Genomic DNA, 21,982 nt, shown 5'->3' on the forward strand with positions numbered 1-21,982 from the left:
CAGCGAGGCACCGATGAACGACACCCGCCTGTACCACAACCCCCGCTGCTCCAAGTCGCGCGGCGCGCTGGAACTGTTGCGTGAGCGCGGCATCGAGCCGCTCGTGATCGCCTATCTGGACAACCCTCCCAGCGCGGCCGAGCTGCGCGATCTGCTCGGGACACTGGGTCTGCCTGCCCGCGACCTCCTGCGCACCGGCGAGGACGAGTACGCGGCCCTGGGCCTAGCCAACGAATCGCTGGCCGAGTCGGCGCTGATCGACGCGATGGTCAAGCATCCGCGCCTGATCGAGCGGCCGATCTTTGTCCATGGCGGCCGCGCGGTGATCGGTCGACCGCCGGAGCGCGTGCTCGAGCTGCTCGACTGAAGATCGCCGCTGCCCTGGTGGGCAGCTGGCTATTGCGACTTGCTGCCGCGCATCAGCTCCACCGCTGGCGGTGCGGAGAAGCTGTCGCTGCGTGCGCTGGCCCAGAACGACTGGAAGACGGCATGGTCGGGAATCCTCGCGATCAGGTCGCCCGGCCGCAGGAATGTGTACAGCGCAGCCAGCGAACGCACTTCGATCGGTGACACGCGGCGCAGGATGTGCTCCGGCCCCAGTTGCTCGGGATGTTCAAGTCCCGCCGCGCACAGCAGGTCGCGCAATGCCTTGAGCGTGTTCTGCTGGAACGCGGCCACCCGCGTGGCCTTGTCGGGTACGTCGAGGTTGCGCCAGCGATGCGGGTCCTGCGTCGCCACGCCCGTTGGGCACCGGTCGGTGTGGCAACTCTGCGACTGGATGCAACCCAGCGCGAACATGAAGCCGCGCGCGGCATTGCACCAGTCCGCACCCATCGACAGCGTGCGCGCGATATCGAAGGCGCTGGTGATGCGACCGGCCGCACCGACGCGGATGCGGCCGCGCAGGTCCAAACCCACCAGCGTGTTGTGCACCAGCATCAGCGCTTCGTGCATCGGCACGCCGACGTGGTCGATGAACTCGGCCGGCGCGGCGCCGGTACCGCCTTCGGCACCATCGACGACGATGAAGTCAGGCAACAGGTCGCTCTCGAGCATGGCCTTGGCAATGCCGAACCATTCCCAGGGATGACCGATCGCCAGTTTGAAACCGACCGGCTTGCCGCCCGACAGTTCGCGCAACCGCGCGACGAACTCCAGCAAGCCCAGCGGCGTGCTGAACGCGCTGTGCACTGCCGGAGACACACAATCCACGCCCATCGGCACGCCGCGGAATCGGGAGATCTCGGCGGTCACCTTGGCCGCCGGCAAGACGCCGCCGTGGCCGGGCTTGGCGCCCTGCGACAACTTGATCTCGATCATCTTCACCTGCGGGTCGCTCGCGCATGCGGCGAAGCGTTCCGCGCTGAAGCTGCCATCGTCGTTGCGGCAACCGAAGTAACCCGAGCCGATTTCCCAGACCAGGTCGCCGCCGAACTCGCGGTGATAGGACGAGATCGAGCCCTCGCCGGTGTCGTGATAGAAGCCGCCCATGCGCGCGCCGTGGTTGAGCGCGCGGATCGCGTTGGCCGAAAGCGAGCCGAAACTCATCGCCGAGATGTTGAACACGCTGGCCGCGTACGGATGGGCGGCACTGCCCTGCCCCACCACGACGCGGAAGTCGTGCGACCCGGCAGGCCGCGGCGCCAGCGAGTGGTTGATCCACTCGTAATCGATGCCGTAGACGTCCTGCTGCGTGCCAAAAGGCCGCACGTCGCTCACAGACTTGGAGCGCTGGTACACCAGGCTGCGCTGCTGGCGCGAGAACGGCACTTCGGCGATGTCGGACTCGATGAAGTACTGCCGCATTTCCGGTCCGATCGCTTCCAGCCCATAGCGGAAATGCGCCAGCACCGGATAGTTGCGCCGCAACACGCTGCGCGTCTGCAGCAGGTCCCAGGTTCCCAGCACTACCAGCGCGCCGAAGCCGGCCACGCCCCACAGCCATGTCGAGTGCCACATGGCCAGGATCGCTGAAGCCAGCGTTGCGATCACACTGGCGACATAGAGGGAATAACGCATGTGCTGGCAACCGGCCCGGGGGAGATCGGAGGATAGCGCGGCGGCCGTGATCAGACCTGCGTGATCAAAGCCGCGCGTCGACCTGCTCGCGCGGGTACAGGCTCTTGATGTCGTAGAGCAGCGCATGCGGACGCCCGTAGGCACGCGCGCCCTGCGGGCCGAGTTCGCGGAACTGGTCGTGTGCCACGGCCACGATCACGGCATCGTAGGTGTCGAGCTGCGGCGTCGCCGGCAGGAGATCGACACCGTAGGCACGCCGTGCCTCCTCGACGTCCGCCCACGGATCGTGGATATCGACCTGGGCGCGGTACTCGCCGAACTTTTCCGCAAGCTCGACCACGCGGGTGTTGCGCAGATCCGGGCAGTTCTCCTTGAAGGTGATGCCCAGGATGAGGATGCGCGCGCCGGCCACTGCGATGCCGCGCTGGATCATCAGTTTCACCACGTCGGCGGCCACGTGCTCGCCCATCGCATCGTTGATGCGGCGGCATGCCAGCAGGATGTCCGGGTAGTAGCCGGCCTGCTGCGCCTTCTGGATCAGGTAGTAGGGGTCCACGCCAATGCAATGGCCGCCCACGAGGCCCGGACGGAACGGCAGGAAGTTCCACTTCGTGCCCGCCGCTTCCAGCACTTCGGTCGTGTCGATGCCCAGGCGCTGGAAGATCAGCGCGAACTCGTTGACCAGGGCGATGTTGGCGTCGCGCTGCGTGTTCTCGATCACCTTGGACGCTTCGGCCACGCGCAGGCTCGAGGCCTTGTGCGTGCCTGCCTTGATGATGCTGCGGTAGAGCGCGTCGACGAAATCGGCGGCTTCGGGCGTCGAGCCGGAGGTTACTTTTGGAATGTCGACCAGGCGCCGCTTGCGGTCACCCGGATTGATGCGCTCGGGGCTGTAGCCGACGAAGAAGTCCAGGTTGTAGCGCAGGCCGGAGGCGCGTTCGAGCTCGGGTACGCAGATCTCTTCCGTCGCACCCGGGTAGACCGTGGACTCGTACACCACCACGTCGCCGGTCTTCAGCAGAGCGCCAATCGTGCGGCTGGCAGCGATCAACGGCGAGAAGTCGGGCCGCTTGTGCTCATCGACCGGTGTCGGCACGGTGACCACGAACACGTTGCACTCGCGCAGGCGCTGCGGGTCGGACGTCAGCCCGAGCCGCGTCGCTTCGGCCAGGTCGCCGCGATCGGTTTCGCCGTTGTAGTCCTCGCCACGTTCAAGCTGCTCGACGCGGCGGGCATCGATGTCGTAGCCGAGCGTGTCGTACTGCCGGCCGAACTCGACGGCCAAGGGCAGACCGACATAGCCCAGCCCGACGACCGCGATGCGCGAACCCGAAATATCCTGCATCCACCCACCCGCTCAGATGATCGGCGCCCGAACCGGTCGCCACGAGCGGCCATTCTAGGGCCAGCGGGTGTCAGGCCAGCCAGCGCACCAGCACATATCCGCCAATCGACAACCAGCCGAACAGTGCCGCCGCCAGCAGCAGCGGTCGCGGGCCGAGTGCGCGCAGCTTCGACACGCGCGTCTCGATTCCCAGGGCAGCCATGGCCGTGGCAAGCAGCAGAGTGTCCAGGGTCAGCAGCGCCGAGCGCACAGGCGCGGGCACGGTCACCAGCGAGTTCAGCGCCACCACGCCGAGGAAGCCGAGCGCGAACCAGGGCACCACCATGGCCCGCTGGCCACCATTGCGCGCCTCACGCCATACCAGCACCAGCAGTACCGGCACCAGCATCAGGACACGGGTCAACTTGACGACGACCGCGGCATCGGCGGTTTCCGGACTGATCGCACTGCCCACCGCCACGACCTGTGCCACTTCGTGCACCGTCGCGCCGGCATACAGGCCGAACGCCGCCGGATCCAGGCCGAGGTGGGGATACAGCTGCGGGTACAGGAAGATGTTCAGCGTGCCAAACAGCACCACGCTGGCCACGGCGATGGCGACCTTGCTCGGGTCAGGGCGGATCACGCGTTCCACCGCCAGTACCGCGGCGGCACCGCAGATCGCGCTGCCGGCGGCAGTCAGCAACGCCGTGTCGCGATCCAGTCCAAACCAGCGACGGCCCACCCAGGTTCCCAGGCCCAGTGTCGACACCACCACGATGAGGTCGATCAGCAGGCCATGGACGCCGACTGCGGCCACATCCTGGAAGCTCAGGCGCAATCCGTAGAGCACCACGCCGGCGCGCAGCAACTGGCGCTGGGCCAGACCGATGCCGGGCGCGATGCCGGCGGGCAGGCGCGCGCCGGCCAGATTGCCGATGAGCATGCCCAGCACGATGGCGACGGTCAGTGCGCTCAGCTGCCAGCGCTGCAACAGCGGCAATTGCGCGGCAGCCAATGCCAGCAACCCGACCGACACAGCCAGTGCCAGCCCGGGCGCCCAGCCCGGAATCCAGGCGTTCAGGGGGCGGAGCTTCGTTTGCGATTCGGGAGCGACGTAAGCCATGGCGCAAATGATCGGCCCGCACGGTTATTCAGTAAATTTGAGAATCCTTAGCGTTGGCATAAACTTCCCTGATGATAGGCGTAAGCCCCCGCCAGCTCGAAGTATTCGTCGCCATCGCCACCGGCGGCACGGTCCGCGCGGCGGCCGAGCAGCTGCACCTGACCCAGCCCGCGGCCAGCATGGCCCTGGCAGAGCTCGAACGAGTGCTTGGCTCGCCGCTGTTCGACCGCACCCAGCGCCGCCTGCACATCAATGCACGCGGCCGCCACCTGCTGCCGCTGGCGCAGGAACTGCTCGAACGCATGCGCGAACTGGGCCGGCACGCCGGGCACGACGACGCCCTGCTCTCGGGCGAACTGCGTGTGGGCGCCAGCAATACGGTCGGCAACTACCTCGTCGGCGACCTGCTCGGCGCGTTCATCACCGCCCTTCCGCAGGTTGCACTGAAGCTGCACGTCGACAACAGCGCGGCGATCGTGTCCGGCGTGCTCGACTACAGCCTCGACATAGGTTGCATCGAAGGACCGGCGGCCCACCCGGAACTGGAACTGCTGCGCTGGCGCGACGACAAGCTTTGCGTATGCGCCCCTCCCACGCATCCACTGGCGAAACGGCGGCGCCTGCGCCCCGAAGACTTCGCAGGTGCACGCTGGATCCTTCGCGAAGGCGGGTCGGCAACGCGCGGCCAGACCGAACGCGCACTTGCCGCGTTGCCGCCAGGCGAGACGGTGCTCGAGCTTGATCAGAGCGAAGCTATCAAGCAGGCGGTGATTGCGGGGCTTGGGCTCGCTCTGTTGCCGGAGGTCGCGGTCGCGCATGCGCAGGCTGCCGGACGACTGGCAGTGCTGCGCACACCTTTCCTCAGCCTCAAGCGTCAACTTAGCCTGGTGCTACACCGGCGCAAGTACCGCAGTGCGCTGCTGCGCGAGTTCCTCGCCAGCGTGCGCAAGGCCTGAGCGTAAGCGGAAGCCGCTTGTGCATCCGCAATCGGCCGAAAAAGCGGCCTTTCACCGGGGAATCACAAGCCCGACCTAATCTTTGCGGGCGCCCGCCGTGGAGTCGGGCGCCACCGTCAACCAGTTGCGGCGCCGGCCGTGGCAAAAGAGGGTGCGCGTTCGATCCGGCGCCGAACGGAGACAGCGATGGCCGCGCAAGGGAAGCCGAATATCCTTTTCATCATGGGCGACGACATAGGCTGGTACAACGTCAGCGCCTACAACCTCGGCGTGATGGGCTACAAGACGCCCAACATCGACCGCATCGCAAAAGAAGGCGCGCTGTTCACCGACTGGTACGGGCAACAGAGCTGCACGGCAGGACGCGCGGCGTTCCTGACCGGACAGTCACCGATCCGCACCGGCCTGACCAAGGTCGGCCTGCCCGGCGCGGAGCTTGGCCTGGGCCCGAAAGATCCCTGCATCGCCCAGGTGCTCAAGGCGCAAGGCTACGCGACTGGCCAGTTCGGCAAGAACCACTTGGGTGATCGCGACGAGCACCTGCCGACGATGCACGGCTTCGACGAGTTCTTCGGCAACCTCTACCACCTCAATGCCGAGGAAGAACCGGAGAACGAGGACTACCCGAAGGATCCCAGGTTCAAGGAGAAGTTCGGACCGCGCGGCGTGCTCAAGTGCAAAGCCGATGGCAAGGGCGGGCAGACCATCGAGAACACCGGCGCGATGACGAAAAAGCGCATGGAAACCATCGACGAGGAATTCCTCACCGATGCCAAGGCCTTCATCAAGCGCAACAACGGCAAGACGCCGTGGTTCTGCTATTTCAACACCACGCGCATGCACATCTTCACGCACCTGAAGAAAGAGTCGCAGGGCAAGACCGGCTATGGCCTGTACCCGGACGGCATGGTCGAGCACGACGGTCACGTCGGAGAACTGCTGGCGCTGCTCGACGAGCTGGGCGTGGCCGAGAACACCATCGTGGTCTACACCACCGACAACGGCGCCGAGAGCTTCACCTGGCCCGACGGCGGCACGACGCCATTCCGTGGCGAGAAGGCGACCAACTGGGAAGGCGGTTTCCGAGTGCCCTGCGTGATCCGCTGGCCCGGCACGATCAAGCCCGGAACGGTGATCAACGAGATCTGCTCACACGAAGACTTCCTGCCCACGCTGGGTGGTGCCGCGGGCGATGGCGATGTCGTCGACCGGGTGCGCAAGGGCGGCAAGATCGGCGACACGGCGTTCAAGGTCCATCTGGACGGCCACGACCTGCAACCGCTGTTCAAGGGCGAGGTGGACAAGTCGCCGCGCGAGTTCTTCCCGTATTGGAGCGACGACGGCGACCTGCTCGCCATCCGCGTCCGCCACTGGAAGATCAGCTTCCTGGAACAGCATGCCGAGATCACCCCCAAGACGCCCCTGGGCGTGTGGCAGGGGCAGTTCACCACGCTGCGGGCGCCGAACATCTACAACCTGCGCGCGGATCCCTTCGAAGGCGGAAGCGACGGCATCTACTACGGCGACTGGCAGGCGCGTCGCATCTTCCTGCTGGTTCCGGCGCAGGCGATCGTCGGCAAGATGCTGGAGAGCTTCAAGGAGTTTCCGCCGCGTGCGAAGGCGGCAAGCTTCACCGTGGGCGATGCGATGGAAAAGATCACCACCGCCAGTCCGAGCCAGAACTGACCCCGACGGTGGCGCGGTGAACCGCCGCGCCACCGCTCGGCATGATCAGGTCCTATTGCAGGACGTGCGGATTCGTCTCGAACTTCGCGAGCGACTCGCCGTGGAACGTAAAGCGCAGTTGCAGTGCTACCGGATGCCCTGAGGTGCCGCCCTTCGAGCCGGGGTCATCGGCGATGCAGTCCGCGATCGGCGGCTGAAGGGAAGAGTGGAAACATTCAAGCGTCATGCCGTTGCGCGCTGCCAGCGCATCCACCACGCCCTTGGAAGTTCCGTTCGGCGTCTCGCGCGCCACGGTTTCCTCCCAGAACTTCGCGCGCTCTTCCAGGTTGCTGCGCTGGAACATCCCGTCGAACAGCCCGGTGGAGCGCAACAGAAAAACGCCGAAAATCAGGACGATCAGGTACCCGAGTGCCTTGCCCATGCCCTTCCCCGTTTTGACGGGCCGCCCCCCGGCCCGGCCTGAGCTTAGGCAAGCGGCGTCCGGCGAACAAGGATTCGATGGTGCCCGGAGCCGGAATCGAACCGGCACGGCCTTTCGGCCAGCGGATTTTAAGTCCGATGCGTCTACCAGTTCCGCCATCCGGGCCAGGATGCGTGGTGCGCTAGCTTATGCCAACAGGCGCCATCCCGGCGAACGCCGGGATCCAGTTCGAAGCGTCACGAGATACGTCTGCCTGCCGACCGGGAGCAAAGGCATTGGGCATCGCGCGCGGATGGAATGTCGGCCTGGATCCCGGCATTCGCCGGGATGACGAGCAGAAAGCAAAAAGCCCGACCGGAAGGTCGGGCTTGTGCTTTGAACTTGGAGGCCTGGGTCGGAATTGAACCGGCGTACGCGGCTTTGCAGGCCGCTGCATAACCACTCTGCCACCAGGCCGGTGACTTTCGAATCCGCATGCGGATTCTTCCACATTCCAGGCCCGTTCACGCAAGGGGGCCGGAAACAACAAGGCCCCGCTCGCGGGGCCTTGGTTGAGGGAGCTGATCAACTGCACCCTCGAATTTGGAGCGGGAAACGAGACTCGAACTCGCGACCCCGACCTTGGCAAGGTCGTGCTCTACCAACTGAGCTATTCCCGCAGAGGAACCGACATTTTAGGCATGGAAGCGAATCTGTCAACCACTTTTTCGCTTCCCCGGAGGTCCCTGTCGCCGGACTTCCGCATTACCTCTCAACACCCCACCGGACCTGCCACTGTCCGGTTGATCAGCGAACACTGCACCGTTCGCGATGACGCTATTTTCTATGAACGCGCGTCTTCGCGCAAGACCGGCCATGCAGCTCGCAGATACAAAAGTCCGGACCACAACGTCAGCAACGCCGCCGCAGCCAGCAGCCACTCGCCGACCATGAACACATTGATGCCCGCGAAAGGCTCCTGATACAGCAGGCACACCAGCGCCACCATCTGCACGATCGTCTTGATCTTGCCGATGCCGGCGACCTTGACCGTGGCGCGCTGGCCGAGCTCTGCCATCCACTCGCGCAGCGCGGAAACGGCAATTTCGCGGCCGATGATGACTGCCGCCCACAACGCCATCCACACGGTCGGATGCTTCTGGACCGTCAGCAGCAGCGCCACCGCCACCATCAGCTTGTCGGCCACCGGATCGAGGAACGCGCCGAACGCGGAGTACTGGTTGTAGCGCCGCGCGATCCAGCCATCGAGCCAGTCGGTGATCGAGGCGAACGCGAAGATGAAAGCCGCCGCGAAGTTCGTCCACTTGAACGGCAAATAGAACACCAGCACCAGCACCGGGATCAGCAGGATCCGCAGCAGGGTCAGCATGGTCGGTACCGTCAACTTCATCCTTCGCTCCGCGCGCCGCTCTTCGTGTCGTTCATGTCGGGGGTGTCCAGCCCGTGCAGGGTCGCATAGATACGCTCGGCAAGGGCATCGTTGATGCCATCCACGCGGGCAATTTCCTCGATCCCCGCCGCTTTCAGGCCGCCCAGGCCGCCGAAGTGTCGCAGCAGGCTGGCGCGTCGGCGCGGCCCGATGCCGGCGATGTCTTCCAGGCGGCTGGTGTTGCGGGCCTTCTGGCGGCGCCCGCGGTGGCCGGTGATGGCAAAACGGTGCGCTTCGTCACGGACCTGCTGGACCAGCTGCAGGGCCGGTGATTCTGCTCCGGGGTGCACCGCGCGGCCATCGGGCAGCAGCAGTTCCTCGTCGCCGGGGCGGCGGGCCGGTCCCTTGGCTACGCCGACCAGGGCCACGCCCTTGACCCCCAGCTCGTCCAGGGCCGCGCGCGCCTGCGCGACCTGGCCGGCGCCGCCGTCGATGAGGAGGATGTCGGGCATCACCCCGCCCTCCTCCACTGCGCGACGGAACCGCCGCTCGATCGCCTGGTGCATCGCCGCGTAATCGTCGCCGGGCTCGATGCCGGCGATGTTGTAGCGCCGGTACTGGCCGCGCACGGGGCCTTCGGCATCGAACACCACGCACGAAGCGACCGTGGCCTCGCCCATCGTGTGGCTGATGTCGAAGCATTCGATGCGCGTGGGAAGTTCGTCCATGGCGAGCATGTCGCGCAGTGCTTCGGCGCGGGCGCGCTGGGCGGCGTGGCTGGTGCGCTCGCTCGACAGCGACAGCTCGGCGTTGCGCCTGGCCATGTCGAGGTAGCCGGCGCGCTCACCGCGCACGTTGCAGCGGATCTGCACCTTGCGCTCGCCGGCGCTCGACAGCGCCTGCTCGATCAGCTCCCGATCGGGGATGTCGCGGTCGAGCACGATCTCGCGCGGTGGCTGCTGCTCGCCGTAGTACTGCGAAACAAATGCCGCCAGCACTTCTTCGGGATTGTCGCTGCCGTTGGTCTTGGGGAAGAACGCGCGCGTGCCGAGGTTGCGACCGTCGCGGAAGGCCAGCAGCATCACGCAGGCCGCCACGCCCTGCATGGCGATGGCGAGCACGTCCAGGTCGGCGGCTCGGCCGTCGACGTACTGCCGCGCCTGCACGCTGCGGATCGAGGCGACCAGGTCGCGCAGGCGCGCGGCCTCCTCGAAATCCAGGCGCACGCTGGCCGCTTCCATCGACTTGACCAGGTCGTCGCTGAGCTCGTCGCTGCGGCCTTCCAGGAACAGGCTGGCGCGACGCACGCTCTCGGCGTAGTCGCGCGCCGGCACCATGCCCACGCACGGCGCGCTGCAACGGCCGATCTGGTGCTGCAGGCAGGGCCGAGAGCGGTTGCGGAAGACGCTGTCCTCGCAGCTGCGCAGCTTGAACAGCTTGTGCATGAGGTTAAGCGAATCGCGGACCGCGCCGACGCTGGCATAGGGCCCGAAGTAGCGCCCCGGGATCGCACGCGGCCCGCGGTGCATGGCGATGCGCGGCCAGGCTTCCTGCGTCATCAGCACGTAGGGGTAGCTCTTGTCGTCGCGCAGCAGCACGTTGTAGCGCGGCTTGAGCGACTTGATCAGCTCGTTCTCGAGGATCAGCGCCTCGGTCTCGGTGCGCGTGACCGTCACTTCCATGCGCGCGGTCTGCGCCAGCATGGTCATGATCCGCGCCGACTTCGGCGTGGCGTTGAAATAGCTGGACACTCGGTTCTTGAGCACGCCGGCCTTGCCGACATACAGCACGCTGTCGTCAGCCGCGATCATCCGGTAGACGCCAGGCGCGGTGCTCAGCTTCTTGATGAATGCCTTGCCGTCGAACGGCGTGGCTTCGGCCCGGCTCATGGTGCCAAGCCGTCGGAAGCCGTGGGCGTAAGGGTGGCGATGGCGGGCGTTGCGGTCACGAGCATCGACTCAGAAGTTGGGCCAATTATGCGACAGCACAAGGCTTTCCCCCGATCTTCGCGGCTACAACCGGTATTCGCGCCGCAGCCTGGCGATGGCGCCGTCGGCCGCGCGGTCGAGCAACTGGAAGACGTGCTCGAACTGCGCCGGCCCACCGGTGTAGGGATCGGGCACTTCGCCGCCCTCCTCCGTTCCTGTCCATTCCAGCAGGAGCGCGCTGCGGGCGCGCGCGCCGCGGGGGGCACGCGCCTGGACGTCGCGCAGGTTGGCGCGGTCGGCGCACAGCAACCAGTCGAAGCGCTGGTAGTCATCGGCGGCAAGCTGGCGTGCGCGCAGGCCGGAAATGTCGATTCCGTGCTCGGCGGCATTGGCGATCGCGCGACGGTCCGGTGGCTGGCCGACATGCCAGTCGCCCGTCCCCGCAGAATCCAGCTCGACCTGGCCGGCCAGGGTAGAGGTGGCGATGCGTGCGCGCAGAACGCCTTCAGCAACCGGCGAGCGGCAAATGTTGCCAAGACAGACGACCAGCAGTCGAACCGGTTCAGCCACGGCCGGCAGCGATCCAGGCCTCGGCACGGGCAAGGTCTTCCGGGGTATCCACGCCAGGCGGGAACGGCTCCGGTGTGATCCCGACCGCGATGCGGTAACCAGCTTCGAGCACGCGCAACTGCTCCAGCGATTCGATCTGTTCCAGCCGCCCCGCCGGCAGCGCCGCGAAGCGCTGCAGGAATCCGGCGCGGTAGCCGTAGATGCCGATATGGCGCAGCCATTCGCCCTGCCCCGGCATGCTGCTGCGGTCGCGGGCGAAGGCATCTCGCGGCCACGGAATGGGCGCACGGCTGAAGTAGAGGGCATTGCCGTTGCCGGCACGCACCAGCTTGACCGCGTTTGGGTCGAGCAGCGTTTCGACGTCGGTCACCGGCGCGGCCAGCGTCGCCATCTCGGTGTCGCCGTCGTGCATCAGCGCGGCCACGGCACGGATGCCGGCGGCAGGGGCAAACGGTTCGTCGCCCTGCAGGTTGACCACGACGGTGTCGTCGCTCCAGCCGGCGATGCGTGCGCACTCGGCGAGGCGGTCGGTGCCCGATGCGTGATCGGGCGAGGTCATGGCCACGCGGACGCCGCAGTTGGCAATGGCCGCGGCGATGCGTTCGTCGTCGGCGGCCACCCAGACTTCGCGAGCGCCTGCCGCCAGCGCACGGCGCGCCACGTGCAGCACCAGCGGCTCGCCGGCGAGCAGGCGCAGCGGCTTGCCTGGCAGGCGGGTCGCGGCATGCCGGGCCGGGATTGCGACAACGAAATCCTTGCTCACGGAAGCTTCCCTTCGGTCGCACCGGCGCCATTGCGATACGGGCGTGCCTTGCCCGACAGGCGATCGAGCAGCGAGACCCAGAACGCCTCCGGCAACTCGGCACGCACCGGCACGCTGAAGTGACGGTCGTCGGCGAACGCGGTGCACTTCACCGCGTCCTTCTCGGTCATCAGCACCGGCAATTCGCGGCTGCCGAACTCGAAGTCCTCGGCGCTGTAGCGATGATGGTCGGCGAACGCGTGCGGAACCACGGCAATGCCGAAACCACGCAGCATCGAGAAGAATCGCTCGGGATCGCCAATGCCAGCCACCGCATGCACGCGCTGGCCGGAGAACGACGTCAGGCGGCGCGGACGTCCGCCCAGCATCGGCTGGGCCTGGTCGGCCAGCAGGCGCATCGGCCATTCGCCGAAACCGGTATCGCCATTGCCGACGCCACCGGCGCCGACATTGACCACGCGGAAGTCGCAGCGGGCACCGCGCTCGGGCAACTCGCGCAGTGGTCCGGCCGGCAGCAGCTGGCCGTTGCCGTAGCGACGGCGGCCGTCGACCACTTCGATCTCGATGTCGCGCGCGAGCTTGTAGTGCTGCAGGCCGTCGTCGCAGATCACCAGGTCGCAGCCCGCTTCGGCGAGAGCCTTGGCTGCGGCAGCGCGGTCGCGGTCGACGCGGATGCGCACGCCGGTGCGCTGCGCGATCAGTACCGGCTCGTCACCGGCGGCATCGGCAGGACTGCGGAAATCGACCCACATCGCCGCGCTGGAATCGTCGCGGCCATAGCCACGACTGGCGACACCCGGACTCCAGCCCTCGGCACGCAGGCGCTCGACCAGGGAAATGGTCAGCGGCGTCTTGCCGGCGCCGCCTGCGGTGATGTTGCCGACCACGATCACCGGCACGCCCGGGTGCTGGCGCTTGAGCCAGCCCTTCAGGTACAGGCTGCGCCGCAGTCCGCTGAGTGAACCGTAGACCGCCGAAAGCAGGCGCGCACCAAGCGGCACGCGCACGTCGTCGTACCAGAACGCCGGGGTTTGCGACGACCGTTTACTCATTCAGCCTCGCGGAACTGCATGCGGTGGAGATGGGCGTAGAGGCCGCCGTGTGCCAGCAGCTCGCTGTGCGTGCCGCGCTCGACGATGCGTCCCTGGTCGAGCACCAGCACCTGGTCGGCGTGTTCGATCGTCGACAGGCGGTGGGCGATGACCAGCGTGGTGCGGTTGGGCATCAGGTGGTCAAGCGCGTCCTGCACCAGTCGTTCGGACTCGGTGTCGAGCGCGGCGGTGGCTTCGTCGAGGATGAGGATCGGCGCGTCCTTGAGCATCGCGCGTGCGATCGCCAGGCGCTGGCGCTGGCCGCCGGAAAGACGGCCGCCCTTGGCACCGATCTCGGTGTGCATGCCCTGCGGCAGGCGCTCGACGAACTCCATCGCGTTGGCGCCGCGCACCGCCTGCTCCAGCGCCGGTTCGCCGGCGCTCTGCAACTCGCCGTAGGCGACATTGGCGGCGACGGTGCCGTCGAACAGCATCACCTGCTGGCCGACGAGCGCGATCTGGCGACGAAGGTCCTGCAGGCGATAGTCCTGCAGAGGATGGCCATCGAGCAGGATCTGCCCGCCTTCGATGTCGTAGAAGCGCGGGATCAACTTGATCAGCGTCGACTTGCCGCTGCCGGAGCGGCCGACGATCGCGGTGACCGTGCCGGGGCGCGCGACGAAGCTGATGTCGGACAGCGCCGGCTGTGCCTGGCCCGGATAACGCGCGGTGACATCGCGGAATTCGAGCAGGCCCTGCGAACGCTCGAGCGGGCGCCGGCCGGTGTCGATTTCGTCCGGGGTATCGAGCACGTCGAACAGGCGTTCGGCCGAAGCCACGCCACGCTGCAACATGCCCTGCACGTTGGTCAGCTGTTTCAGCGCCGGGATCACTGCCAGCATCGAGGTCATCAGGCTGACGAAATCGCCCGCGCTGAGACGACCATTGGCAGCTTCGCGACCGGCGAAGAACAGCAGCAGCGCCAGTCCGACCGCGCCCATCAGCTGCACGACCGCCGACGAGATGCTGCGCGTGGACTCGACCTTGAGGCTCAGGCGCAGGTGGTGGTTGGCCTGGCCCGAATAACGCTCGAGTTCGGCGCCCTGGGCGCCGTATACCTTCACTTCCTGATGGTTCGACAGAGCCTGGTCGGCCGACTGCAGCAGCTGTGCTCCGCTCTCCTGGATGCGATGGCCGATGCGGCGGTAGCGACGGCCGACGGTGTCCATCGTCCACGCCAGCAGCGGGCCCAGCAGCAGGATGGCGAGGGTCACGCGCCAGCTGTAGTAGAGCATCACGCCCATCATCGCCACGACCTGCAGCGACTGCTGCAGCATCACCTTGGCGGCATCGATCGCGGCCTGCGCGACCTGGTCGCTGTCCGAGCCCAGGCGGGTGAGCATCGAGGCAACCGGCTCGGTGTCGAAGCGCAGTCCAGGCAGGCGCATGTACTTGCCCAGCACCATCACGCGCAGGTCGCGGGCGATACTGCGGCCGGCGCGCGCCATGAAGGTGTCGGTGATGTAACCGGCGATGCCGCGGGCAACGAAGATGCCGACGATGGCCAGCGGCAGCAGCAGGCTCAGCTTGCGGTTGTTGTTGATGAAGGTTTCATCGACCACCGGCTTCATCAGCCAGGTGAAGGCGCCGGCAGCGGCGGCTTCGATCAGCATGCCCAGCAGCGCTACCAGCAGCACCCCGCGATACGGCGATACGAAGTCCTGCAGGCGGCGGTAGGTCGACCAGGGCGACGGTGCGTCGCTCACTTGCCCGCCCCCGCGGCGGGTCCACCCGCGCCTTCGCGTGTCTGCGGTGCGGTGGCGTTCATGACCTTGCGGAAGCCCAGCTGCCCGAGTGCGTCATAGACGGTGACCACGGCCTGGTATGGCGTGCGCGCGTCGGCGCGCAGCATCACCGCGCGGTCGCGGTCGTTGCCGGCCACTTCCGCGATGGTCGCTTTGAGCGACTCGACATCGCTGCGCAGCACTTCGCGGTCGTCGACGAAGTAACGGCCGTCGGCATTGACCAGCACGATCAACGCCTTGGAAGTGTCGCTGGCCGGCTCGCCGGTGGCGCGCGGCAGCTCGAGCTTGAGCACCGAGCGCGCGTCGAAGGTCGCGGTGACGACGAAGAAGATGATCAGCACCAGGATCACGTCGATCAACGGAACCAGGTTGATCTCCAGCCCGTCTTCGAAGGCGCGGTGGTCGCGGATACGCATCGTGACGTGAGCCTCAGGCGGCCTGCGGCGTGCGCACGGCGGCCGGGCGCGTGTCGAGCGTGTCCATCAGGGCGATGGCCTCGTGCTCCATCGAAACGATGTACTCGCCGATGCGACCACGGAACCAGCGGTGCGCGATCAGCGCCGGGATCGCCACGATCATGCCGGCGGCGGTGCAGACCAGCGCCTTGCCGATGCCGCCGGCAAGCTGGTTCACGTCGCCGATGCCGTGGTCGAGGATGCCCAGGAACATCTGGATCATGCCCACGACGGTGCCGAACAGGCCCAGCAGCGGGCCGGCCGCGGCGATCGTGCCGAGGGTGTTGAGGTAGCGCTCCATCTTGTGGACCAGATGGCGACCGACATCCTCGATGCGCTCGCGGATCTGGTCGCGCGGGCGCAGGCGGACATCCAGGGCGGCCGCCAGCAGCTCGCCCAGGGGAGAGGTCTTGCGCAGCGACTCGATGTGCGCCGGGTCAAGCTTGCCGCTGCCCGCCCAGGTCCGCACTTCCTTGCCCAGATTGGGTGGCAGCACCACGCTGCGACGCAGCGACCAGGCGCGCTCGACGATCAGCGTCAGGGCCAGTACCGACAGCAACAACAGGGGAATCATCGGCCAACCGCCGGCCTTGACCAGTTCCAGCACGCCAACCTCCGGCCCTCGGCCGTGTTAATCAGGCCGATAGGATAGCCCAGCCGCGCCCCTCTCCCCGCGTTGCGCTGCATCCCACAGCCGCGGCTGTGCCTGCCGTCGCGATTCCACGCTCACGCCGCCTTGTTGAAGCCGCACACGCAGGGCGCCGGCGCGGGCGGTGTCATGGACCTGGGCGCCGGCCCGGCCCCAGCGCTCGACGACTGCGGGCTTGGGATGCCCGAACCGGTTGCCGTGGCCGGACGCCACCAGGGCATGGCGGGCACCGGTGGCGGCCACGAATCCGGGGTCGGAAGAGCCGTCGCTGCCGTGGTGCGGCACCGTCACCACGTCGGCGCGCAGGGAGGCGGGGTCCCGGCGCAGCAGGATCCGCTCGACCGCCTCGCCGATGTCGCCGGTCAGCAGCGCCGAGGCCCCGGCTGCCTCGATCCGCAGCACGCAGCTGGCCTCGTTGCCGAGGTAGGGGAAGTACGGCGCCGGGTGCAGGACGCGGAAATGGACGCCATCCCAGACCCAGGCCTGTCCCGCCACGCAAGGCCTGGCGTCCGCCAGCGGGGCGCCCTCCGGCGCCAGCAAGTCCGTCGTCGCGAACACCCGGCCCACGGCCTCCAGGCCACCGGCGTGGTCATTGTCGGCGTGGCTGACCACGAACCGGTCGATCCGGCGAACGCCCATCGCGTGCAGGGTCGGCACCACTGCCCGCTCGCCGGCGTCAAAGCCGTCGCGGACCGCCGGGCCCATGTCGTAGAGCAGCGCGTGCCGCGACGTGCGCACCTGCACCGACAGGCCCTGGCCGACATCGATCACCAGCAGCTCGGCCTCACCGTGACGCGGCAGGTGGCGATCCGGCCACAGCAGCGGCAACCACAACAGCAATGCCAGCGGCTTGCCCGGCACGCCACGCGGCAGCAACAGCCAGAACGCACCGAGCAACGCCATCGGCAATGCGAACCACGCAGGTTCGGGCAGCCACCAGACCGCCAGCGGGGTCGCGGCCAGATGCTCGAACATCGGCCAGGTCAGCTCGAAGGCCGCCGCCGCAAGGTTCCAGGCCCAGGCACCGTTGCCGGGAGCCAGCATCTCCAGCGCCAGCCCCAGCAGCGACAGCGGCACCACAACGAGGCTCCACCACGGCACCGCAAGCAGATTGGCCAGCAACCCGGCCAGCGAGGCCTGGCCGAACAGCACCGCGCTCAACGGCAGCAGTCCCACGGTCGCCACGCCCTGCGCCGAGAGGAAGTCGTGCAGCGGTCGCCCGCCGCCATGCGGCAGGCACCAGAGCAGCCACGCGACGCCCGCGAAGCTGAGCCAGAACCCGGCACCGAGGACGGCCATCGGATCGGCGAGCAGGACCGCGATGGCCGCCAATGCCAGAGAATCGGCCATCCGCAGCGGCCTGCGGAACATTCGCACGGCGGCGATCACGCCGATCATCAGCGCGGTGCGCACCGTCGGCAGCGCGAATCCGGCGACCGCCGCATATAGCACTGCGCCGCACAAACCGGCACCGGCCGCCGCGATCTGTGCGGGCATGCGCCGCGCCAGCGCCACCGGCCACAGCCACCACAACGCCCGCGCCATCAGCGCGAAGAATCCCGCCACCAGGCCGACATGGAAACCGGAAATGGCGATCAGGTGGGTAAGGCCGTTGGCGCGAAGGACGTGCCAGTCGCCATCGTCGAGCGCGCGCGTGTCGCCCAGCGCGAGTGCGCGCACGAACCGCGAAGACGACCGATCCAGTGAAGCGATGCGCGCCGACATGTCTTCGCGCCACGCTTCCAACCCATCTCCCGGCGCCAGCAGCAGTGCCTGCTGCGGCTGCCGCAGATAACCGGTGGCGGCGATGCGCTGCGCGAGTGCATACCGTTCGCTGTCGAGCCCGCCGGGGTTGCGCAGTCCGCGCGGTGCGCGCAGGCGCGCGTCGAATTGCCATCGCTGCCCTGCCCTCAGCGCGGAGCGCGCCTTCAGACTGCGGTCGTACCAGGCCAGACGCAGCGTGCGCCCCCGCAGCGGCCGCCGCTGCGTCTCGTCGTCGTCAACACGGAAGGCGAAACGGCTGCGCGCAACTTCGTGCACCGGCAGGTCGACGATGCGACCGCGGACCCGTGCGTCCTGATGCTCCAGCTCAGCGGGCAGCTGCAACGCCAGCGAATGCGCCGCATGCAGGCCCGCCAGCGCGAAGCCCAGCACCAACCAGCCAGGCAGCATGAGCGCAGCGCGGCCGGCCCGGAGGCCGAGCCCGCAAACGGCAATCCCAATCAACAACAGCCCGATCGAACCTGGCCAGGGCAACAACCACGGCAGCCACAGGCAGGCGCAGACGCCTGTCAGCAGTGCCAGTGCGGCGGTGGTTCCGAACGGCGGCGTCCTTGCCGCGTCGCGCATGACCTCTCCCTGTCTTAGACCTCGGCGTGGCTCAGCTCGCGCAGCTTGCCTTCGTGCAGTTCGAGCACGCGATCCAGGCGCCGTGCGAGGCGCCGGTCATGGGTCACCAGCACCAGGCTGGTGTGCTGCTCGCGGTTGAGCGCGAGCATGATTTCGAACACCGTCTGCGCGGTCTTCTCGTCGAGATTGCCGGTGGGCTCGTCGCCAAGCACGCAGGCCGGACGGTTGACCAGCGCACGCGCGACGGCCGCGCGCTGGCGCTCGCCGCCGGACAACTCGCCGGGCTTGTGCTCGAGGCGGTGACCCAGGCCGACCGACTCCAGCAGCGCCCGCGCGCTTCTGGAAGCGTCCGCAACATGCGCGCCGGACAGCAGCACCGGCAGCATCACGTTCTCCAGCGCGGTGAACTCCGGCAGCAGGTGATGGAACTGGTATACGAAGCCGAGCGCACGGTTGCGCAGTGCGCCGCGCGCGGCGTCGGACAAAGAGCTCATCTGCTGCCCGGCCACGAACACTTCGCCGGCGGTGGGCGTGTCGAGCCCGCCGAGCAGGTGCAGCAGCGTGCTTTTGCCGGCACCGGACGCGCCAAGGATCGCAACCGTCTCGCCCGACTGCACCGACAGCTGCAGCCCTTCGAACACCGGCGTGCGCATCTTGCCTTCGGCATAGGTCATCGCCAGGCCCTCGGCCCGGATCGACTCGCCCGTGTGCTTGTGGTTGTTGATCTCACTCATAGCGCAGCGCCTCCGCCGGAGCCGTGCGCGCGGCGCGCCAGGCGGGATAGATCGTGGCCATGAACGCCATCGCCAGCGCGACCGCGGCGATGATCACCACGTCGCTGCTCTGCAGTTCGGTCGGCAGGCCGGTGATGTAATAGACGTCCTCCGGCAGCAGCTGCACGCCGAGCACGGCTTCGATCGCCTTGAGGATGTGTTCGAGGTTGAGCGTCAGGACGATGCCACCAATCACGCCGATCACGGTACCGATCACGCCAATCAATGTTCCCTGCACCACGAACACCTGCATGACGCCGCGCGGGGTCAGGCCGAGCGTGCGAAGGATCGCGATGTCGGCCTGCTTGTCGGTCACCAGCATCACCTGCGAGCTGACCAGGTTGAAGGCGCCCATCGCGATGATCAGCGACAGCAGGATCGCCATGATGGTCTTTTCCATCTTGAGCGCCCGGAACATGTTGGCGTTCTCGCTGGTCCAGTCGCTGACCCGGTACGGGCCGCCCAGGTTCACCGCCAGGTCGCGGGCGACGTCCCAGGCCTTGTCCATGTCGTGCAGGCGCAGGCGCACGCCGGTGACGCCGTCACCCATGCGCAGCAGGCGCTGCATGTCGTGCAAGTTGACGACGGCCAGGCCCTTGTCGTACTCGTTGTAGCCGGCCTCGAAGATGCCGCTGACGATGAAGCGCTTGAGCTGCGGCACCGCGCCCAATGGCGTGCTGCGGAAATCACTGGTGGTCATCACCACGCTGTCGCCGATGCCGACGCCTAGCCACAGCGCCAGTTCCTTGCCCAGCACGATGTTGAAGCTTCCGCGCTCGAGTGAGTCGAGCTTGCCCTGCACCATCTTCTCGGCGAGCACCGACACCTTGCCTTCCTGGTCCGGCAACACCGCCCGCACCATCGCAGGCTGGTTGCGCGCACCCGACAGCAACGCTTCCTTCTCGATGTAGGGCGCGGCGCCGGCCACTCGCGCGTCGGCCACGGCGGTCTTGACCGCCTGCTGCCAGTCGGTCAGCGGTTCGCCATAGGCGCTGACGGTGGCGTGTGCGGCCATCTGCAGCATCCGGTCGCGGATCTCGCGCTGGAAGCCGCTCATCACCGCCAGGGTGGTGATCAGCGCCGTGACGCCCAGCGCGATGCCGGCGATGGACGCCAGCGAAATGAAGGAGATGAAACCGTTGCGGCGCTTGGCCCGGAGGTAGCGCAGGCCTATGGCCACTGGGATGGGTTTGAACATATCGGACTATGGTGCCATCGAAGGCGGCTCAAGCGCAGCGGCTTTGACCGGAGCGGCCAGCCTGAGTTCACGGCGGGCGGGGGCCGGGAGGGTGTCGGGCCACCAGGCAAGGCGTGACGGCCGGCCGGCGCTGTCCACCAATCGCATGAAAGCCAGGGACCCGCGCCACTCGACGCTCAGGCCGGTGATCGCCTGTCCGTCCAGCGTGGCCGTGCCGTCGCCGCCAATCACCAGCAGCCGCTTGGGCCGCATGCACTCGCGGCGGGCCAACCGCATCCCCTCCCCGGCCGCCAGCAGCGCCAATGGCAGGGATAGCGGCAGGGGCATTTCAGAGCCGATCACCGCCAAAGCGGCCAGCATGCCCAGCGACGCCAGCGCCGCGGCGAGCAGTCGTGACGGACGCCACTCAAGGAGGCAGGGAGCGGATGCGCGCGACGAGCGCTGCGAGGTCGGCATCGGTTGGCGCGTCGTTGCCCATGAACCAGTGCCAGAGCTTATCGTCCTCGGTTTCCAGCAAGCGTAGGAAAACGACGCGCTCGTCCTCGCCGGCCTGGCGCCAGGCGCGATCGAGGTAGCGCTCGAACAGCTGGTCAAGCTCGCGCATGCCGCGCCGGCAGCGCCAGCGCAGGCGGCGCAGCTCGCGTTCGTCGGCTTCGTTGATGCCTTCCACGTCTTTCTTCCCGGTTCCAGGCCTGGATCCCGGCGTACGCCGGGATGACGAAAAAAAGGGGCGCACCCGTGAGTGCGCCCCTGGTGTTGTCACCGGTCCGCGCGCCGTCAGACGCGACGGGCCAGCATCAGCTTCTTGATCTCGCCGATCGCCTGCGCCGGGTTCAAGCCCTTCGGGCAGGTGCGCGCGCAGTTCATGATGGTGTGGCAGCGGTACAGCTTGAACGGATCTTCCAGATCGTCCAGGCGCGCACCGGTGTCCTCGTCACGCGAGTCGATGATCCAGCGGTAGGCCTGCAGCAGGATCGCCGGGCCCAGGTAACGGTCGCCGTTCCACCAGTAGCTCGGGCAGCTGGTCGAGCAGCACGCGCACAGGATGCACTCGTACAGGCCGTCGAGCTTCTTGCGGTCCTGCGGCGACTGCAGGCGCTCGCGGTCGGACGGTGCCGGGCTCTGCGTGCGCAGCCACGGCTTGATCGACGCGTACTGGGCGTAGAAGTGGGTCAGGTCCGGGACCAGGTCCTTCACCACCGGCATGTGCGGCAGCGGGTAGATCGGCACTTCGGCCTTGCCGCAATCGCCAATGGCCTTGGTGCACGCCAGCGTGTTGGTGCCGTCGATGTTCATCGCGCACGAACCGCAGATGCCCTCGCGGCACGAACGACGGAACGTCAGCGTCGGATCGATCTCGTTCTTGATCTTGATCAGCGCGTCCAGAACCATCGGGCCGCACGTCGCCATGTCCACCTCGTAGGTGTCCACGCGCGGGTTCATGCCGTCGTCGGGGTTCCAGCGGTAGACCTTGAAGGTGCGCGGCTGCTTGGCGCCCGGCGACGCCCAGTGGCGGCCCTTCTGGATCTGCGAGTTCTTGGGTAGTGAGAATTCAGCCAC

The 21,982-nt window shown here is 67.4% G+C and carries 20 protein-coding genes, 3 tRNA genes and 1 pseudogene; 3 read left to right on the forward strand and 21 right to left on the reverse strand.

Annotated elements, in window-relative coordinates; genetic code table 11:
• Positions 1–13 precede the first annotated feature (13 nt).
• On the forward strand, positions 14–367 hold the full coding sequence (gene arsC / locus AC3A3Q_RS07760; RefSeq protein WP_487585704.1) for an arsenate reductase (glutaredoxin): 354 nt from the start codon (positions 14–16) through the stop codon (positions 365–367).
• 29 nt (positions 368–396) lie between these two features.
• Here arsC and AC3A3Q_RS07765 read toward each other — a convergent pair whose 3' ends face one another.
• From AC3A3Q_RS07765 to AC3A3Q_RS07775, 3 genes are all read right to left on the reverse strand, one after another.
• A complete protein-coding gene (locus AC3A3Q_RS07765; RefSeq protein WP_487585705.1) occupies positions 397–2,019 on the reverse strand; it encodes an FMN-binding glutamate synthase family protein in 1,623 nt (540 codons plus the stop codon).
• A 64-nt stretch (positions 2,020–2,083) separates the two neighbouring features.
• Entirely contained in the window at positions 2,084–3,364 is a 1,281-nt protein-coding gene (locus tag AC3A3Q_RS07770) for a nucleotide sugar dehydrogenase (protein ID WP_487585706.1), read from the reverse strand.
• 70 nt (positions 3,365–3,434) lie between these two features.
• Entirely contained in the window at positions 3,435–4,469 is a 1,035-nt protein-coding gene (locus tag AC3A3Q_RS07775) for a YeiH family protein (RefSeq protein ID WP_487585707.1), read from the reverse strand.
• A 71-nt stretch (positions 4,470–4,540) separates the two neighbouring features.
• Between AC3A3Q_RS07775 and AC3A3Q_RS07780 the strand changes: the two genes are divergently transcribed.
• Positions 4,541–5,425 carry a LysR substrate-binding domain-containing protein gene (locus AC3A3Q_RS07780; protein ID WP_487585708.1) on the forward strand — a complete coding sequence of 295 codons (885 nt, stop codon included), beginning with the start codon at positions 4,541–4,543 and terminating at the stop codon, positions 5,423–5,425.
• A gap of 186 nt (positions 5,426–5,611) precedes the next feature.
• Positions 5,612–7,111 (forward strand): arylsulfatase, encoded by a 1,500-nt coding sequence (locus AC3A3Q_RS07785; protein WP_487585709.1) that lies wholly within the window; start codon positions 5,612–5,614, stop codon positions 7,109–7,111.
• 52 nt (positions 7,112–7,163) lie between these two features.
• Here AC3A3Q_RS07785 and AC3A3Q_RS07790 read toward each other — a convergent pair whose 3' ends face one another.
• From AC3A3Q_RS07790 to AC3A3Q_RS07875, 18 genes and pseudogenes are all read right to left on the reverse strand, one after another.
• Positions 7,164–7,532, reverse strand: coding sequence for a hypothetical protein (locus tag AC3A3Q_RS07790; RefSeq protein WP_487585710.1), 369 nt, complete (start codon positions 7,530–7,532; stop codon positions 7,164–7,166).
• A gap of 78 nt (positions 7,533–7,610) precedes the next feature.
• Positions 7,611–7,697 (reverse strand) — tRNA-Leu (locus AC3A3Q_RS07795).
• A gap of 217 nt (positions 7,698–7,914) precedes the next feature.
• Positions 7,915–7,988, reverse strand: a tRNA-Cys gene (locus AC3A3Q_RS07800).
• Positions 7,989–8,115: 127 nt separating this feature from the next.
• Positions 8,116–8,191: transfer RNA gene (locus AC3A3Q_RS07805), tRNA-Gly, on the reverse strand.
• 164 nt (positions 8,192–8,355) lie between these two features.
• Positions 8,356–8,922, reverse strand: coding sequence for a CDP-diacylglycerol--glycerol-3-phosphate 3-phosphatidyltransferase (gene pgsA / locus AC3A3Q_RS07810; protein WP_200605428.1), 567 nt, complete (start codon positions 8,920–8,922; stop codon positions 8,356–8,358).
• Positions 8,919–10,790: an excinuclease ABC subunit UvrC gene (uvrC, locus tag AC3A3Q_RS07815; RefSeq protein WP_487585711.1), complete on the reverse strand. Its 1,872-nt coding sequence runs from the start codon at positions 10,788–10,790 to the stop codon at positions 8,919–8,921. Before uvrC ends, pgsA begins: the two co-directional genes overlap by 4 nt.
• Positions 10,791–10,913: 123 nt before the next feature.
• A complete protein-coding gene (locus tag AC3A3Q_RS07820) occupies positions 10,914–11,399 on the reverse strand; it encodes a low molecular weight protein-tyrosine-phosphatase (RefSeq protein WP_487585712.1) in 486 nt (161 codons plus the stop codon).
• Positions 11,392–12,162, reverse strand: coding sequence for a 3-deoxy-manno-octulosonate cytidylyltransferase (kdsB, locus tag AC3A3Q_RS07825; RefSeq protein ID WP_487585713.1), 771 nt, complete (start codon positions 12,160–12,162; stop codon positions 11,392–11,394). The genes AC3A3Q_RS07820 and kdsB overlap by 8 nt, the downstream gene beginning before the upstream one ends.
• On the reverse strand, positions 12,159–13,214 hold the full coding sequence (gene lpxK / locus AC3A3Q_RS07830) for a tetraacyldisaccharide 4'-kinase (protein ID WP_487585714.1): 1,056 nt from the start codon (positions 13,212–13,214) through the stop codon (positions 12,159–12,161). The genes kdsB and lpxK overlap by 4 nt, the downstream gene beginning before the upstream one ends.
• Positions 13,211–14,959 (reverse strand): lipid A export permease/ATP-binding protein MsbA, encoded by a 1,749-nt coding sequence (gene msbA / locus AC3A3Q_RS07835; protein ID WP_487585715.1) that lies wholly within the window; start codon positions 14,957–14,959, stop codon positions 13,211–13,213. Before msbA ends, lpxK begins: the two co-directional genes overlap by 4 nt.
• Positions 14,956–15,414: an ExbD/TolR family protein gene (locus AC3A3Q_RS07840; protein ID WP_487585716.1), complete on the reverse strand. Its 459-nt coding sequence runs from the start codon at positions 15,412–15,414 to the stop codon at positions 14,956–14,958. Before AC3A3Q_RS07840 ends, msbA begins: the two co-directional genes overlap by 4 nt.
• Positions 15,415–15,427: 13 nt before the next feature.
• A complete protein-coding gene (locus AC3A3Q_RS07845) occupies positions 15,428–16,060 on the reverse strand; it encodes a MotA/TolQ/ExbB proton channel family protein (RefSeq protein WP_158731297.1) in 633 nt (210 codons plus the stop codon).
• Positions 15,954–18,451, reverse strand: a pseudogene (locus AC3A3Q_RS07850) (DNA internalization-related competence protein ComEC/Rec2); the annotation flags it as partial. The pseudogene AC3A3Q_RS07850 and the gene AC3A3Q_RS07845, both read right to left, overlap by 107 nt.
• 14 nt (positions 18,452–18,465) lie before the next feature.
• Positions 18,466–19,185, reverse strand: coding sequence for a lipoprotein-releasing ABC transporter ATP-binding protein LolD (gene lolD, locus AC3A3Q_RS07855; protein ID WP_487585717.1), 720 nt, complete (start codon positions 19,183–19,185; stop codon positions 18,466–18,468).
• On the reverse strand, positions 19,178–20,422 hold the full coding sequence (locus tag AC3A3Q_RS07860) for a lipoprotein-releasing ABC transporter permease subunit (protein ID WP_487585718.1): 1,245 nt from the start codon (positions 20,420–20,422) through the stop codon (positions 19,178–19,180). Before AC3A3Q_RS07860 ends, lolD begins: the two co-directional genes overlap by 8 nt.
• 6 nt (positions 20,423–20,428) lie before the next feature.
• The gene (locus tag AC3A3Q_RS07865; RefSeq protein WP_487585719.1) at positions 20,429–20,878 is read right to left on the reverse strand and encodes a hypothetical protein; all 450 of its coding nucleotides are present in this window, start codon (positions 20,876–20,878) and stop codon (positions 20,429–20,431) included.
• Positions 20,829–21,026, reverse strand: a complete 198-nt coding sequence (locus AC3A3Q_RS07870; protein ID WP_245156979.1) for an FAD assembly factor SdhE — start codon at positions 21,024–21,026, stop codon at positions 20,829–20,831. The genes AC3A3Q_RS07865 and AC3A3Q_RS07870 overlap by 50 nt, the downstream gene beginning before the upstream one ends.
• Positions 21,027–21,199: 173 nt before the next feature.
• Complete coding sequence (locus tag AC3A3Q_RS07875; RefSeq protein WP_200605439.1) at positions 21,200–21,982, reverse strand: succinate dehydrogenase iron-sulfur subunit; 783 nt, start codon at positions 21,980–21,982, stop codon at positions 21,200–21,202.

Source organism: Lysobacter sp. Soil_C_59, from assembly GCF_057656415.1.